At 61.4% G+C, this 13,558-nt stretch carries 14 protein-coding genes; 10 read left to right on the top strand and 4 right to left on the bottom strand.

Annotated features, from left to right (window positions below; genetic code table 11):
- Positions 1 to 32: 32 nt before the first annotated feature.
- Together ACL2XQ_RS19095 and ACL2XQ_RS19090 are read left to right on the top strand one after the other, a co-directional pair.
- Positions 33 to 965 (top strand): LysR substrate-binding domain-containing protein, encoded by a 933-nt coding sequence (locus ACL2XQ_RS19095; protein ID WP_413723405.1) that lies wholly within the window; start codon positions 33 to 35, stop codon positions 963 to 965.
- A 28-nt stretch (positions 966 to 993) separates the two neighbouring features.
- A complete protein-coding gene (locus ACL2XQ_RS19090) occupies positions 994 to 1,950 on the top strand; it encodes an aldo/keto reductase (RefSeq protein ID WP_413729671.1) in 957 nt (318 codons plus the stop codon).
- 96 nt (positions 1,951 to 2,046) lie between these two features.
- Here the strand turns inward: ACL2XQ_RS19090 and ACL2XQ_RS19085 are convergent, their stop codons facing one another.
- Positions 2,047 to 2,229 (bottom strand): hypothetical protein, encoded by a 183-nt coding sequence (locus ACL2XQ_RS19085; RefSeq protein ID WP_410014066.1) that lies wholly within the window; start codon positions 2,227 to 2,229, stop codon positions 2,047 to 2,049.
- A 177-nt stretch (positions 2,230 to 2,406) separates the two neighbouring features.
- Complete coding sequence (locus ACL2XQ_RS19080; RefSeq protein ID WP_410014067.1) at positions 2,407 to 2,637, bottom strand: DUF1272 domain-containing protein; 231 nt, start codon at positions 2,635 to 2,637, stop codon at positions 2,407 to 2,409.
- A gap of 147 nt (positions 2,638 to 2,784) precedes the next feature.
- On the opposite strand from ACL2XQ_RS19080, the gene ACL2XQ_RS19075 reads away from it, so the two are divergent.
- The 8 genes from ACL2XQ_RS19075 to ureG all read left to right on the top strand — a co-directional run bounded on the left by ACL2XQ_RS19075 (position 2,785) and on the right by ureG (position 8,710).
- Positions 2,785 to 3,297, top strand: coding sequence for a GNAT family N-acetyltransferase (locus ACL2XQ_RS19075; protein WP_413723403.1), 513 nt, complete (start codon positions 2,785 to 2,787; stop codon positions 3,295 to 3,297).
- A 341-nt stretch (positions 3,298 to 3,638) separates the two neighbouring features.
- On the top strand, positions 3,639 to 4,472 hold the full coding sequence (locus ACL2XQ_RS19070; protein WP_410014069.1) for an urease accessory protein UreD: 834 nt from the start codon (positions 3,639 to 3,641) through the stop codon (positions 4,470 to 4,472).
- Positions 4,473 to 4,483: 11 nt separating this feature from the next.
- Complete coding sequence (locus tag ACL2XQ_RS19065; protein ID WP_323476240.1) at positions 4,484 to 4,786, top strand: urease subunit gamma; 303 nt, start codon at positions 4,484 to 4,486, stop codon at positions 4,784 to 4,786.
- Between the two features lie 16 nt (positions 4,787 to 4,802).
- The gene (locus ACL2XQ_RS19060) at positions 4,803 to 5,120 is read left to right on the top strand and encodes an urease subunit beta (protein WP_410014070.1); all 318 of its coding nucleotides are present in this window, start codon (positions 4,803 to 4,805) and stop codon (positions 5,118 to 5,120) included.
- Positions 5,117 to 6,820, top strand: a complete 1,704-nt coding sequence (ureC, locus tag ACL2XQ_RS19055) for an urease subunit alpha (RefSeq protein WP_410014071.1) — start codon at positions 5,117 to 5,119, stop codon at positions 6,818 to 6,820. The genes ACL2XQ_RS19060 and ureC overlap by 4 nt, the downstream gene beginning before the upstream one ends.
- Positions 6,821 to 6,837: 17 nt before the next feature.
- Positions 6,838 to 7,290, top strand: a complete 453-nt coding sequence (ureE, locus tag ACL2XQ_RS19050) for an urease accessory protein UreE (protein WP_413723402.1) — start codon at positions 6,838 to 6,840, stop codon at positions 7,288 to 7,290.
- 1 nt (position 7,291) lies between these two features.
- The gene (locus ACL2XQ_RS19045; protein ID WP_413723478.1) at positions 7,292 to 7,969 is read left to right on the top strand and encodes an urease accessory protein UreF; all 678 of its coding nucleotides are present in this window, start codon (positions 7,292 to 7,294) and stop codon (positions 7,967 to 7,969) included.
- Positions 7,970 to 8,074: 105 nt separating this feature from the next.
- A complete protein-coding gene (ureG, locus tag ACL2XQ_RS19040) occupies positions 8,075 to 8,710 on the top strand; it encodes an urease accessory protein UreG (protein WP_413723401.1) in 636 nt (211 codons plus the stop codon).
- Positions 8,711 to 8,744: 34 nt separating this feature from the next.
- On the opposite strand, the gene yegD is transcribed toward ureG, so the two are convergent.
- Together yegD and ACL2XQ_RS19030 are read right to left on the bottom strand one after the other, a co-directional pair.
- Entirely contained in the window at positions 8,745 to 10,103 is a 1,359-nt protein-coding gene (gene yegD / locus ACL2XQ_RS19035) for a molecular chaperone (protein WP_413723400.1), read from the bottom strand.
- Positions 10,104 to 10,175: 72 nt separating this feature from the next.
- Positions 10,176 to 13,538, bottom strand: coding sequence for a diguanylate cyclase (locus ACL2XQ_RS19030; protein ID WP_413723399.1), 3,363 nt, complete (start codon positions 13,536 to 13,538; stop codon positions 10,176 to 10,178).
- Positions 13,539 to 13,558: the final 20 nt, after the last annotated feature.

Below are 13,558 nucleotides of genomic sequence, written 5' to 3'. Positions count from 1 at the left end.
TCATCAATCCTGCTGTTATCCGGAGCCGAATCATGAATCCGCTGCCCTCGCTGGACGTGCTGAAAACCTTTATCGTAGTCGCTGAGCGGCTAAATTTCACCCATGCCGCGCGACATATGCATCTCACCCAGGGCGCCGTCAGCCGCCAGATAGCCGGCCTGGAACGGCACTTGGGCTGCGCGCTGTTTATTCGCCAGGCGCGGGGACTGGAACTGACCGAGCAGGGCGCCGCCCTGCTGGCGCCGCTGCAGCAGGCGCTGGGGCAAATCGACGCCACGCTTGCCCTTGCCGCCAGGCGCACGGGCACGCTGCGGGTAAAATGCCCCACTTGCGCCATGCGCTGGCTGCTGCCGCGCATTATGCAACTGCAAAACCAGCATCCGGAAATCGATATCGCCCTGACCACCTCATTCTCGCACGGCGTTAATTTCGCCAGCGAACATTTTGACGCGGCGGTGATCTTCGGCCGGCCGGAGAATAAACGCATCCAGGCCACCCCGCTGTTTGATGAAATACTCACTCCGGTGTGCATCCCGGCACTGTGGACCGCGCCTGACGCCGACGTCGCCCGGCTGGCGGATAAAACCCTGCTTCATCCCACCCGCGATCGCCGCGATTGGCTATTATGGTTAAAGACGGCGGGCTGCGACGTAGCGCCGCTGACCAAGGCGCAGCATTTTGACACGCTGGATCTGGCCATGACCGCGGCCCTGCAGGGATATGGCATCGCCATGGGCGATCTCTGCCTGCTGGAGTTCGATCTTGAGGCCCGGCGTCTGACGGCGCCATTTCCGCTGTGCATACAAAGCGGCGCCTCTTATTATCTGATTCATCCTGAGCAAAAGGTCCTGTCGCCTTCGCTTACGCTGTTCAAGCACTGGCTGGAGCGGGAGGCGCGGGAGAGCCGGCAAAGGCTGGCGCGTAACCTGGGGAGTGCTAAGGTAGTCAGCATGGCAAAACAGTAACGCTCAACAGCAATAAGGGGGTATCACCATGGAAACAAGAACGCTGGGCCGTTCCGGGATTACCGTGCCGCCGCTGGCATTCGGCGGCAATGTATTTGGCTGGACCATCGACCGGCAGATGTCCTTTCGCCTGCTTGACGCCCTGGCGGAGCGCGGGCTGAATTTCATCGATACGGCCGACGTCTACTCGGCCTGGGTTGACGGCAACCAGGGCGGCGAATCCGAAACCATTATCGGCGAGTGGCTGAAAAAAAGCGGCAGGCGGGACGGGATGATTATCGCCACCAAGGTGGGCAAGCCCATGGGCGGCGATAAAAAGGGGCTGTCGGCGGGATATATCAAACGCGCGGTGGAAGAGTCGCTTAAGCGCCTGCAAACCGATTATATCGATCTCTATCAATCCCACGACGACGACAAGTCCGTACCGCTGGAGGAGACCCTGGCCGCGTTCGACGCCTTGATAAAAGCAGGCAAGGTGCGGGCCATCGGGGCGTCGAATTATGAAGGTCCGCGCCTGGCGCAGGCGCTGCGCATCAGCGAACAGAATGGCCTGGCGCGTTATGAAACGCTGCAGCCCAAGTTTAATCTCTACGATCGCCAGGAATACGAGCAGAACCTGGCGCCGGTGGTGACCGCGCATGGCGTTGGCGTAATCAACTTTTACGCGCTGGCAAGCGGCTTCCTGACCGGTAAATACCGCGCCGCCGAAGATGCCGCCAAAAGCCCGCGCGGGCAAAGCGTGGTCGAGGGATACTTAAACCCGCGCGGCCTGCGCATCCTGAAGGCGCTGGATGCCGTCAGCGAGCAGCACCAGGTCACGCCGACCCAGGTGGCGCTGGCCTGGAATCTCAAGCAGCCCGGCATCACGGCGCCTATTGCCAGCGCAACGTCGGTGGAACAGCTTGACGAACTGGCGCAAGCGCTTGAACTGCGGCTCAGCGCCGAGGATGTCCGCGTGCTGGATGAAGCCAGCGCCTGGAAATAAACCTCGCGGCCGCGGCGCGCAGCCATGCCGGGAGGAGCCACGCGCCGGGTAGGGCATCATACCGGGCGGGCGGCTTCACTTTCCCGCCCGCGGGCGTTAAAAGGATTTGACCAGCACACCCTTGGCGGGCTGCGCGGTTCCTGTTCTGATCAGGGAATCAAAGGATTTTTCCGCTTTCATCACCTGTTGAAAAAATTCTTCCGGCGTCAGGCCGGTGGCCTTGCCGCTCATGTAGGCCAATGCCAATTCTTTTGCCTGAAAACGTGAAAAATTATACATTTTTTGCCTCGGATAACGTTAATTTTATGCACAAAAAGTGGGCCGGATAAGGGTATTAATCCTTTATCTATCGGCCAGCACCGAATGGTCATCATTCCTTTGTCGCCGATGAAAGCATATTACGTTAATGCCTTATCTTTGATAGCTGCTTTCATAGATGGATTCGATAGCTGAAAGTTAACGTTTTGCAATAATACGCCGTGTCGAGGCCGGATGCAGTTTAAGCCGGTGGGGTGGACGGATGGGCCTGGCAGTTAATTCTCCGCCGCAGTTGGGGCAGGTATTATTAAGTTCATTGGCGGCACAGTCGGCGCAGAAGGTGCATTCATAAGAACAGATGCGCGCCTGATGGCTTGCGGGGGGTAAATCGCAATCACAGCGTTCGCAGTTCGGGCGTAATTCAAGCATCTTGTCCCCACGTGATAAAGTTTGACGGCAACTTGTGATTTTTAACAAAATATATTGATATAGTACAGGCCAAAAGCGGCCGGGATGCGGTCCATTTCGGGACAGATATCCCAGGGTCGGGTTAATGTCCTTACACGGCGGGGTAGAATGAATATACGTCATATGGCGGAAGCTGATTTTCCCGGCATCTGCCGCTGGTTTAACACCGAAAAAGAGCTGGCGCAATGGGGCGGTCCCCTGCCGCGTTTTCCCCTGGATCCGCCGCAATTAGCTGAAATGCTCGGCGAATCGGCCGGCACGCCTCCCCGGAGATGGCTGTTTTGCGCCGGGGAGCCCGGCGCGGCCACCGCTACCGCCCAGGTGACTTTTGACTGGCGCAACGGCGTCGCCCTGCTGGGGCGGGTGGCCGTGAACCCCGCCAACCGGGGGCAGGGCATCGCCATCCCCTTTCTGAGCGCCATTGTACAGCGGGTGTTTGCCGAGCCGCTGATTGAGCGTCTGGAACTGAATGTCTATACCTTTAACCAGGCGGCAATCCACACCTATGAAAAACTGGGTTTTATCCGCGAAGGCGTGCGCCGCAGCTCGGCCAAAGTGGGCCGGGAGCGCTGGGATACCGCCCTGTACGCCATGTTGCGCGGTTCTGGCGCCTTGGCTTAACGCCATTTTAGCCCCCTAATCCCCGGTGCCTTAACGCGCCCAACGGTTAATTTTATCTCGCCCTATAGCTGAACCCGGGTCGGCGGGTAACCCTGTTTTCCCCGCCGGGGAAGGCGGTGTTGGCGTTATAGCGCGTTCACCCTTGCGCACCGGCATGGCGCATTTTTATCGCTGTTACCGCTTGGGGTGCAGGCATGGCACTAATATGGTGCGCCATGAGGGCGTGAGCACAGGTGATCCCCGGTTGAGAATTGGCTTAAATATTGCTACGGAAAGGCTTTGGACTTGTTATCTCATGGCCTGTCACTACAAGGCCATGGTATGCCGTGCAGTAGGGTGCTATGACAAACGACACTGTTCTACCCGTGCCGCCGCCCGCGGGCTGGCTGGGTAAGCTCGCGCTGGGATTCGAGCGGCGCCACGGCCGGACGTTGCTGACGACCCGGCGGCATAGCGGACCCTACCGGGTGCAGCGGGCGTTTTATCCCCAGGCCGATCACCCCCACGTCTATTTGCTGCATCCGCCGGGCGGCGTGGTCGGCGGTGACCGGCTTGAATTATCGGTCGCCATGGCGGCGCAGAGTCATGCGCTGCTGACCATGCCGGGCGCCACCAAATTTTACCGCAGCGCGGGTCAGCTGGCCCGGGTGTCGCAGCGATTTTCGCTCGGCGAGGACAGCATACTTGAATGGCTGCCGCAGGATAATATCCTGTTCCCGGCCGCCAGGGTGGCTATCGATACCGAGTTCCGGCTGGCCCCCGGCGCGCGCCTGCTGGGCTTTGAAACCCTGTGCCTTGGCCGGCCGGCGGCCGGCGAAGCCTTTACCTCCGGTAGCCTGGATGCGTCCCTGCGCATTATCCTGCCGGGATCGCCGGGCCTGTTCGAGCGGTTGCGCATCAGCGCGGGCCGGCTGGAAAAACTGGGCGGCCATCCGCTAAGCGCGACCTTTTATGCCACCCCCGTCACCGAGAAGATGCTGGCCGAGGTGCGTCTGCTGCTCGACGCCGCCCATGCGCCGGCGGCCGGCGCCAGCCTGCTGGATTCATTGCTGGTCGTACGGGTGCTGGATAATGATAACCAGCGGCTGCAGCATCTGCTGCACCGGATCTGGGCCTGTTTACGGCCCGGGATGCTGGGGCTGGAAGCGTCGCCCCCGCGTATCTGGGCAACCTGAGGAGTTGAAGAATGGAATTGTCGCCAAGAGAAAAAGACAAGCTGTTGCTGTTTACCGCCGCCCTTCTGGCGGAACGGCGGCAGGCCCGTGGGCTGAAGCTGAATTATCCGGAGGCGGTGGCGCTGATAAGCGCCGCGATCCTGGAGGGCGCGCGCGACGGGCTGACGGTGGCCGAACTGATGAGCCTGGGCCGCGAGGTATTAACCCGCGATGACGTGATGGAAGGGGTGCCGGAAATGATCCCCGACGTGCAGGTGGAAGCGACCTTCCCCGACGGCACCAAACTGGTGACGGTCCACGATCCGATAATCTGACAAGCAGCGAGGCGTTATGATACCTGGTGAAATGTGTATCGCCGAGGGCGATATCGAGCTTAACACCGACCGCGATCGCGTGACGGTTACCGTCGCCAACCATGGCGACCGGCCGGTACAGGTGGGATCGCATTACCATTTTTTCGAAGTTAATCCGGCGCTGAAGTTCGATCGCGCGGCGGCGCGCGGGTTCAGGCTGGATATCGCCGCCGGCACGGCGGTGCGCTTCGAGCCGGGGCAGTCCCGGGACGTTACCCTGGTGGCCTATGCGGGCAAACGCGAAGTCTACGGCTTTCGCGGCGAGATCATGGGCAAGCTGGAGTCATCGTCATGAGCAAAATTTCCCGCCGCGCCTACGCGGAAATGTTCGGCCCCACGGTGGGCGACCGGCTGCGGCTGGCGGATACCGAGCTGTGGATCGAGGTGGAAAAGGACTTTACCCTGTATGGCGAAGAGGTAAAGTTCGGCGGCGGCAAAGTGATCCGCGATGGCATGGGGCAGGGGCAGATGACGTCGGCGTTTTGTGTCGATCTGGTGCTGACCAACGCCCTGATTATCGATCACTGGGGTATCGTTAAAGCGGATATCGGCGTCAAGGACGGACGGATCGTCGGCATCGGCAAGGCGGGCAATCCGGACATCCAGCCCGGGGTGACCATCCCCATCGGCCCCGGCACTGAAGTGGTGGCGGCGGAGGGCAAAATCGTCACCGCCGGCGGTATCGACGCGCATATTCATTTTATCTGCCCGCAGCAGGTGGAAGAAGCCATCTGCGCCGGCGTAACGACCATGATCGGCGGCGGCACCGGGCCCGCGGCGGGCACCAACGCCACCACCTGCACCCCCGGTCCCTGGTATCTGGCGCGCATGCTGCAGGCGGCGGAAACCCTGCCGGTCAATATCGGTTTTACCGGTAAGGGCAACGCGTCGCAGCCGGCAGCGCTGGCCGAACAGGTGGAAGCCGGGGCCATCGGCCTGAAGCTGCATGAGGACTGGGGCACCACGCCGGCGGCCATCGATTGCTGCCTGGGCGTGGCGGATAAGTATGATGTGCAGGTGGCTATCCATACCGACACCCTGAACGAAGCGGGATTTGTCGAGGATACGCTGGCCGCCATCGGCGATCGCACCATCCATACCTATCATACCGAAGGGGCGGGGGGCGGCCATGCGCCGGATATCATCAAGGTGTGCGGCCACGCGAACATCCTGCCCTCATCCACCAACCCCACCATGCCTTATACGGTGAACACCATCGACGAGCATCTGGATATGCTGATGGTCTGCCACCATCTTGACGCCGGCATCGCCGAGGACGTGGCGTTCGCCGAATCGCGCATCCGGCGTGAAACCATCGCCGCCGAGGATATCCTGCACGATTTGGGCGCCTTCTCCATGCTGTCGTCCGACTCGCAGGCGATGGGCCGGGTGGGCGAGGTGATCCTGCGCACCTGGCAGGCGGCGCATAAAATGAAGGTGCAGCGCGGCCCGCTCGCGCCGGACGGTGAGCGCAACGACAATTTCAGGGTCAAGCGCTATATCGCCAAATACACCATCAACCCGGCCATCACCCACGGCATATCCCATGAGGTCGGCTCCATCGAGCGCGGCAAGCTGGCGGATCTGGTGCTGTGGTCGCCGGCGTTTTTCGGCGTCAAGCCGGCGCTTATCATTAAGGGCGGCATGATCGCCATGGCGCCGATGGGCGATGCCAACGCGTCGATTCCCACGCCGCAGCCGGTCCACTACCGCCCGATGTTCGGCGCGCTCGGCGGCGCGCGCCACGCCACGCGCATGACGTTTTTGTCCCAGGCGGCGTACGGCAACGGCCTGGCCGGCCGGCTGGGCCTGCAAAGCCTGCTGGGCGAGGTCAGGCACTGCCGCCACGTCAGGAAGGCCGATATGATCCATAATCATTGGCAGCCCACCATCGAGGTGGACGCGCAGACCTATCAGGTCCGGGCCGACGGCGAACTCCTGACCTGCGAGCCCGCCGATATCTTACCGATGGCGCAGCGCTATTTTCTTTTTTAACCGAGTCGGGAATCAGGATGATTGTTTTAACGAAACACCTTGATAAGGCTTTGGCGGCTACCGCCACCGTGACGCTGGATCTGGATACACGCATCAAGAGCCGGGCCCAGGTGCGTCTGGACGACGGCCGCGAGGCCGGCCTGCTGTTGCCGCGCGGGCAGGTGATCCGCGGCGGGGACGTGCTTGCCACCGAAGACGGCGGCGAAGTCGTGCGGGTGATTGCCGCGCCTGAAACCGTCTCCACGGTGTATGCGCGCGATACGCTGCTGCTGGCGCGGGTCTGCTATCACCTGGGCAACCGCCATGTGCCGTTGCAGATCGAGCGCGATTGGGTGCGCTATCAGCACGATCATGTGCTGGACGCCATGGTGATGGGATTGGGCGCGGCGGTCAGGACCGAGCAGGCGGCGTTCGAACCCGAGGCCGGGGCGTACCAGAGCGCGCCCCATGGCCATCATCATCCGCACTGATATGCTGGAGCAAACCGCGCTGCTGCGCCTGATGCAGCTTATCAGCCCCAGCCTGCCGGTGGGCGGCTTTACCTATTCGCAGGGGCTGGAATGGGCGGTGGAGGCGGGCTGGGTTATGTCAGGCGACGCCTTTGCCGACTGGCAGCGGCAGATTATCGCCGACACCTTAGGCGGCCTGGACTGGCCGGTATTGATCCGCCTGTACCGGGCCTGCGCGGCGGATGACAGCGGGCAGTTTGCCCGCTGGAGCGATTTTCTGCTGGCCGCGCGCGAGACCTGCGAGCTCAGGCGCGAAGAACAGCAGCGGGGCCAGGCGTTAAGCCGGCTGATCCTGGAATGGCCGGACCTGCCGCTGGACGGCGCATGGCTGCCGGCGCTGCGCCAGAGCCAATTGGCGGGTATGGCCTGGCTGGGCTGGCAATGGGCGATTCCTCTGGAGGCGCTGGCCATGGGCTACGGCTACAGCGTGCTGGAAAGCGGCGTCATGGCGGGGCTGAAGCTGGTGCCGTTCGGCCAGCAGAAGGCGCAAAGCCTGTTACGTGAGCTGTCCGCGCTGCTGCCGGCGGCATTCGCCCGCGCCGGGCGGCTGGATGACGATGCGCTGGGCGGCAGTTTTCCGCTGCAGGCCATTGCGTCGTCCCGCCATGAAACCCAGTATTCACGCCTGTTTCGTTCCTGATGATGTCATTATCGGGCGCAAGCGGCGGACGCTTCGCTCCCTGGCCTGGGCACGGGACGGGCCATGGGACGATGCGCTATTTTGCGATGTTATCCGGGAGTTAAGATGCAAGAATATAAACAACCCTTACGCGTCGGCGTCGGCGGTCCGGTGGGTTCCGGCAAGACCGCGCTGCTGGAGGTGCTGTGTAAATCGCTGCGCGATCGCTACCAACTGGCGGTGGTGACCAACGATATTTATACCAGGGAGGATCAGCGCATCCTCACCGAGGCGGGCGCGCTGGCGGCCGATCGCATCGTCGGTGTGGAAACCGGCGGCTGCCCGCATACCGCCATTCGCGAGGATGCGTCCATGAACCTGGCGGCGGTGGAGGATCTGGCGCGCAAATTCGGCAATCTGGACATTATTTTCATCGAAAGCGGCGGCGATAACCTGAGCGCGACCTTCAGTCCGGAGCTGGCCGATCTGACCGTTTACGTGATTGACGTGGCGGAAGGGGAGAAGATCCCGCGCAAAGGCGGGCCGGGCATTACCAAATCCGATTTCCTGGTGATCAATAAAATCGATCTGGCGCCCTACGTCGGCGCCTCGCTGGAGGTGATGGAGCGCGATACCAACCGGATGCGGCCAGCGCGCCCATGGGCGTTCACCAACCTGAAAACCGGCGACGGCCTGGATACGCTCATCGCCTTTATCATCCGCCAGGGCCTGCTGGAAACCGACGGCGGGTTGCCGCGCTAAGCCGCCTGCCAGGCGCTAAGGCCGCCGCCCGGCTTCAGGCGATGAACTGGCGCTGCGCCCAGCGCGCCAGTCCGGCGGTGACCGAGCCGAAATCATCGCCGCCGGCGATCGGAATGTCCGGCAGGCTGCGCTCAAGCGCCTGGCGCAACAGCGGCGAGCGGGCGCTGCCGCCGGTGAGATAGACCACATCCGGCCGCGGCGCGGCGCCCTGCGCCAGCACGTCGTCCACCTGTTGCCGGATCCGGCCCAGCGGCGCCCTGATGGCCTCCTCCAGTTCCGCCTGGCAGATGGGCACCTGCATGCCGGGGCGGATAAACTCCAGGCCCGCCCGGGTCGCCGGTTCGCTGGACAGGGCGATTTTGCTCTCTTCCGCGCTCTTCACCAGGCGATAGCTTAACCGCTGCCGGTAGACCTGCAGTAAGGCGCCGACGCGTTCGGGATCGGCGGCGTCGCGGATCAGTTCACGCAGGAACCGGCCGTTATTGCTGCTGTAAAAATCACCCTGCGCCGGGATATCGTTAATCGCCACCGCCTGCCAGAACGGCAGGGCGGGCAGCGCCAGGCCTTTTTCCGTCATGCCGCCCAGGCCCAGCTCCGGCATCAGCGATTTAAACGCGAGCATGATATCCAGATCGTTGCCGCCGACGCGGCAGCCGCTGTGCCCCAGCAGGCTTTGCCGGCGATCCCGCTGCTTCAGCCATTCCGGCCCCATCAGCAGCAGCGAGCAGTCGGTGGTGCCGCCGCCGATATCCACCACCAGGACAATTTTTTCCCGATCGAGGGTGGCTTCGAAATCCAGCCCCGCGGCCACCGGCTCGAACTGGAAGTCGATATCGGTAAACCCGGCGCGTGAGGCGGCCCGCTGCAAAATATCCTGGGCCTGACGGTTGGCTTCCTCGCCGCCGGTGCCCTGGAAATTGACCGGCCGGCCAATCATGGCCTGGGTAATGGGCGTGGACAAGGCCGCCTCGGCCTGGCGTTTGATATAACGCATCATGGCGCAGACCAGATCCTCGAACAGCGCAATCTGCTGCGGCTTGAGACCGTTGGCGCCCAGGAAGGATTTAGGCGATTTGACGAAATAAACCTCTTCGGGATCGGCAATATAATTTGCCAGCGCCTGCCTACCGAACTGCAGGCTTTGCTCCGTCAGGACGATATCTTCTTCCCGGTTGGCGTTAATCGCCCGGCGCAGCAGCCGTTGATTTTCATCACTGCCGGTGGGCACCTGCCAGAACTGATGCAGGTATTCGCTGACAGCCTCGCGCGTCGGCGCGCAAAGCATAGAGGCCATATAGGGCGACGCGCCGTCCAGCGGCAATAAGCGCGGCCGGTCGCCGTCCATCACCGCGACCGAGCAGTTCGCGGTACCGTAGTCAAAACCAATAAACATCGCTGCCTCCCCATGCCGATGAGGCGGGGAACTTTACAGCAATGTCGGGGAGCAGGCAACGGCGCGCGACGATTATTGAACAGTGAAATAGCCTTTATTCAATAGGGTGGACAGCGGCAGGCTCTGGCCTACGGTTTCGCCGGCGGCGAAATCGACGCCGATGGCGGCAAGGGCGGCGAGCGTGGCGGGCTGGTTGGCGGGACCGGCCAGGGAGCGCGCCCGCAGGCGATGGATATGGCCGTGGATCACCCTGACCATAATATCGTCCATCTGGCTGCAATGAACATTGGCGATAAACGGGTCAGGCAGCCTGATGTAATCGATATGCCCCGCTTTCAGCTTGTTAAACGCGCCTAAATCGGCGCCGAACTGATTAAGCATGATGGGGTAGCCGTACTGGCGCAATCGGTCCGCGGCCAGCCCGGCGGCGGGATAAGCGGCCATGAAATCCCCGCCGTCGAGACTGATAATCAGCCGGCGCGCGTTCAGTAAAGGATGGCGCTCGCCGAGAGACAGCAGCTCATCCATCATGTCTGCGTCGGCCAGCCCTGCCATGGACAGGGGGAGTACCAGGCAAATCCCCTGGGCGGCGATGGCGGCGCCATGGACGGTGAAGATCTGACCTAGCAGCCAGCGATCCACCGCCAGCGATAAATGACGCGCCCGCGCCGCGCGCATAAAGTCTTCCTGGCTGACCAGTAATGCGTCCCGGCCCTGGATGACGAAACTTATCAGGTAGAAACCCACCTCAAGTCTGGCATCGGGCGGCGCGACCGCCTCGATCTGCACGTGGAGACTCTCGTTATCCATCATATCAAGCAGCCGCTCGCGGCTCAGGATATCCTGTGTTACCGACGCGGGGCCGGCGGGATCCTGCCGCGCCTCGTATAACAATACCTGGCCGCGGCCGCTATGTTTTGCCGCATAGCAGGCGCTGTCGGCCTGGGCCATGACTTCCTTGGCATCGCAATTATCCGCCGATATCAGCGTGACGCCGGCGCTGCCGCCGATACGGAATAATTGCTCCTGCCAATAAAAGCGGTAGGCGTTAACCGCATCGATGACGCGCTGGGCCAGACCCTGCGCCTCGGGTAAGGGACAATCGGTGAGGAGCAGGCCGAACTCGTCGCCGCCGAGTCGCGCCAGGCAATCATACTGCCGGATATTGTCCTGCATCAGCAGGCCGAGCTCCAGCAGCAAGGCGTCGCCCGCCGCGTGTCCGGCCGTGTCGTTAATCTGCTTGAACCGGTCCAGATCGATAAAGACCAGGGCGTGACGGCGTTTTTCGCGCGTTGCCGTCAGGAGCGCGGCATCAAGATGCTGTTTGAAACTGGCCCGGTTCGGCAGGCCGGTCAAGACATCATGGGACGCATTGTAACTGAGCTGCAACAGCAACTGGCGCGACTCGCTGACATCCTTGATAACCAGCACCGCGCCCAGGATTTCCCCCTTCAGGTTCTTGAGCGGCGTGGCGCTGTAATGAATATCGAACAGCGTGCCTTTGCGGTTGTTGAGCACCAGATCCTGGCGCAGGGTCAACCCCTCGTGGGGCCCGGCATTGACATCGTCCATCGACATGCCCACCCGCGGGCCATCGACGCCGAGGCTGATATGCATAATGCTGTCGATATGCCGGCCATGGGCTTTCTCCTGGCGCCAGCCGGTCATCTTTTCCGCCACCGGGTTCATGAAATTGACGCGCATCCCCTGGTCTACGGAAATCACCGCGTCGCCGATGGAATCGAGGGTAATATGCAGCCGTTCCTTTTCCTCGTGCAGGGCCTCCCGGAGGCGGACCTCGCTGGTCATATCCAGATTGACGCCCAGCATGCGCACCACCCGGTCGTTCTCATCCATCAGCATATTGGCGTAGGCGCGGATATGGCGGATTTCCCCGCCGGGATGGCGAATGCGGAATGCCAGCAGGAACGGCTTATTTTCCTCCAGGGATTCGTTCAGGGTTTGCAGGGCCAAAGGCCGGTCTTCATCGATAATGCGCGCCAGCCAATAGTCATAGCTGACGGTTTCGCCGGATTGCATGGCGTAAATTTCCATCATGCGCTTATCCCAGCTCATGATTTTCGCCTCGACATCCCACTCCCAGATACCGACGCCGCCCGCCTCGTTGGCCAGGGTAATGCGCTCCATCAGGCGCTGGTTGATAATATTGTTGTGTTTGATTTCGCTGATATCTTCTATTTGGGAAATAAAATAGAGCGGCTTGCTCTTCTGGTCGCGCACCACGGATACCGCCAGCAGCGCCCAGACAATTTCCCCATCGCCGCGGATATAGCGTTTTTCCAGCGTATAGCTATCAATATGGCCGTTAACCAGATCGTTGAGTTGGATAAGATCGGAACTGAGATCGGCCGGATAGGTGATCTCCTGGAAACTGAGCTTCTTCAGTTCGGCGGCCTCATAGCCGAGGAACCGGCACAGCGCTTTATTCACCTGCATCCAGGTGCCTTCCAGCGAGACCAAGGCCATGCCGATGGCGGAATACTCCATGGCGTTGCGAAAACGGGTCTCGCTTTGCATGATATGGCCGCGTTCCAGGCGAAAGGCGTACATGACCATGGCCATCGCATTGGCGGGGATCAGGATCATCAACAGCGGTATATGCAATAAAATGGCGAGGTGATTGCTGGTGGGTAAACCCACCTTGATAAACCCGGAACCCAGCGTAATGAATAATGCCAGGGTGATGACTAAAAACAGGCCGAAGGCCTCAAAACGCGGCAAGCGTATGGCGCCCATCAGCAGCGGCAGAATAATAATGGTAAAGGGGAAGGGTAAAAACCGCAGGGCAAAATAGCTGATGACCAGCGTCAGCAGGATCATCAGCAGCAGTTCCAGCCAGGACCGCTGTTTTAGCATCAGCGGCAGCGTCTGGTGCCGGCAGAGCATGCCCACCGGCGTCAGCGCCAGGATGCCGATGGCCTCGGCGGTAAACCACTGCGGCGCGAACGCCATGAAACCGATATGGGCGGGCGCGGCAAGGAAACCCGCGGCCAGCGCGCCGAGAAAGGGGATCAGGAGCACCGCAATCAGGAAAAACGTCATCCAGGGCACGATGCCGTCCAGCGGATCGAGGGGATCTAACGTCCATTTCAGCAGCCAGGCGCCGCAGGCGGCCTCGGCAAAGGAAATGCCGATCAGGGGCAATGCGGCCGGCATATCCTCCGCCATCAGCCTATGGGCGGCAATGACCGCCAGTGCGCAGCACAGTATCATCGCCGGCCAGCGGCGCCACGGGCAGGAAAACAGCACCGACAGCATAACGGCGGTGACAAGCCATAAGGGGGACAAGGGTTCGGCGTAATGATTGAGGCGCAGGCAAGCCATGGACAAGATGAAAACCAGCAACGCTACCGCCGCAATAAATATCCCTGTTTTTTTAACCTTATAAGCGGAAGCTGCGTCGTTGGCATGCATAATAGAATCCTAGGCTTTCG

It is taken from the genome of Sodalis sp. RH14 (genome assembly GCF_047324285.1).
Taxonomy (GTDB): Bacteria; Pseudomonadota; Gammaproteobacteria; order Enterobacterales; family Enterobacteriaceae; genus Acerihabitans.
Note: the sequence above shows the minus strand (reverse complement) of the source record. Positions and strands in the feature narration are given on the sequence as shown.

What these genes read in the sequence shown, in the direction of transcription:
- ACL2XQ_RS19065 (WP_323476240.1), top strand. Translation starts at nt 4,484, where the DNA reads ATGGAATTGTCGCCAAGAGAAAAAGACAAGCTGTTGCTGTTTACCGCC.
- yegD (WP_413723400.1), bottom strand. Translation starts at nt 10,103, where the DNA reads ATGTTTATTGGTTTTGACTACGGTACCGCGAACTGCTCGGTCGCGGTG.
- ACL2XQ_RS19095 (WP_413723405.1), top strand. Translation starts at nt 33, where the DNA reads ATGAATCCGCTGCCCTCGCTGGACGTGCTGAAAACCTTTATCGTAGTC.
- ureG (WP_413723401.1), top strand. Translation starts at nt 8,075, where the DNA reads ATGCAAGAATATAAACAACCCTTACGCGTCGGCGTCGGCGGTCCGGTG.
- ureC (WP_410014071.1), top strand. Translation starts at nt 5,117, where the DNA reads ATGAGCAAAATTTCCCGCCGCGCCTACGCGGAAATGTTCGGCCCCACG.
- ACL2XQ_RS19075 (WP_413723403.1), top strand. Translation starts at nt 2,785, where the DNA reads ATGAATATACGTCATATGGCGGAAGCTGATTTTCCCGGCATCTGCCGC.
- ACL2XQ_RS19080 (WP_410014067.1), bottom strand. Translation starts at nt 2,637, where the DNA reads ATGCTTGAATTACGCCCGAACTGCGAACGCTGTGATTGCGATTTACCC.
- ACL2XQ_RS19060 (WP_410014070.1), top strand. Translation starts at nt 4,803, where the DNA reads ATGATACCTGGTGAAATGTGTATCGCCGAGGGCGATATCGAGCTTAAC.
- ACL2XQ_RS19030 (WP_413723399.1), bottom strand. Translation starts at nt 13,538, where the DNA reads ATGCATGCCAACGACGCAGCTTCCGCTTATAAGGTTAAAAAAACAGGG.
- ACL2XQ_RS19070 (WP_410014069.1), top strand. Translation starts at nt 3,639, where the DNA reads ATGACAAACGACACTGTTCTACCCGTGCCGCCGCCCGCGGGCTGGCTG.
- ACL2XQ_RS19085 (WP_410014066.1), bottom strand. Translation starts at nt 2,229, where the DNA reads ATGTATAATTTTTCACGTTTTCAGGCAAAAGAATTGGCATTGGCCTAC.
- ACL2XQ_RS19090 (WP_413729671.1), top strand. Translation starts at nt 994, where the DNA reads ATGGAAACAAGAACGCTGGGCCGTTCCGGGATTACCGTGCCGCCGCTG.
- ureE (WP_413723402.1), top strand. Translation starts at nt 6,838, where the DNA reads ATGATTGTTTTAACGAAACACCTTGATAAGGCTTTGGCGGCTACCGCC.
- ACL2XQ_RS19045 (WP_413723478.1), top strand. Translation starts at nt 7,292, where the DNA reads ATGCTGGAGCAAACCGCGCTGCTGCGCCTGATGCAGCTTATCAGCCCC.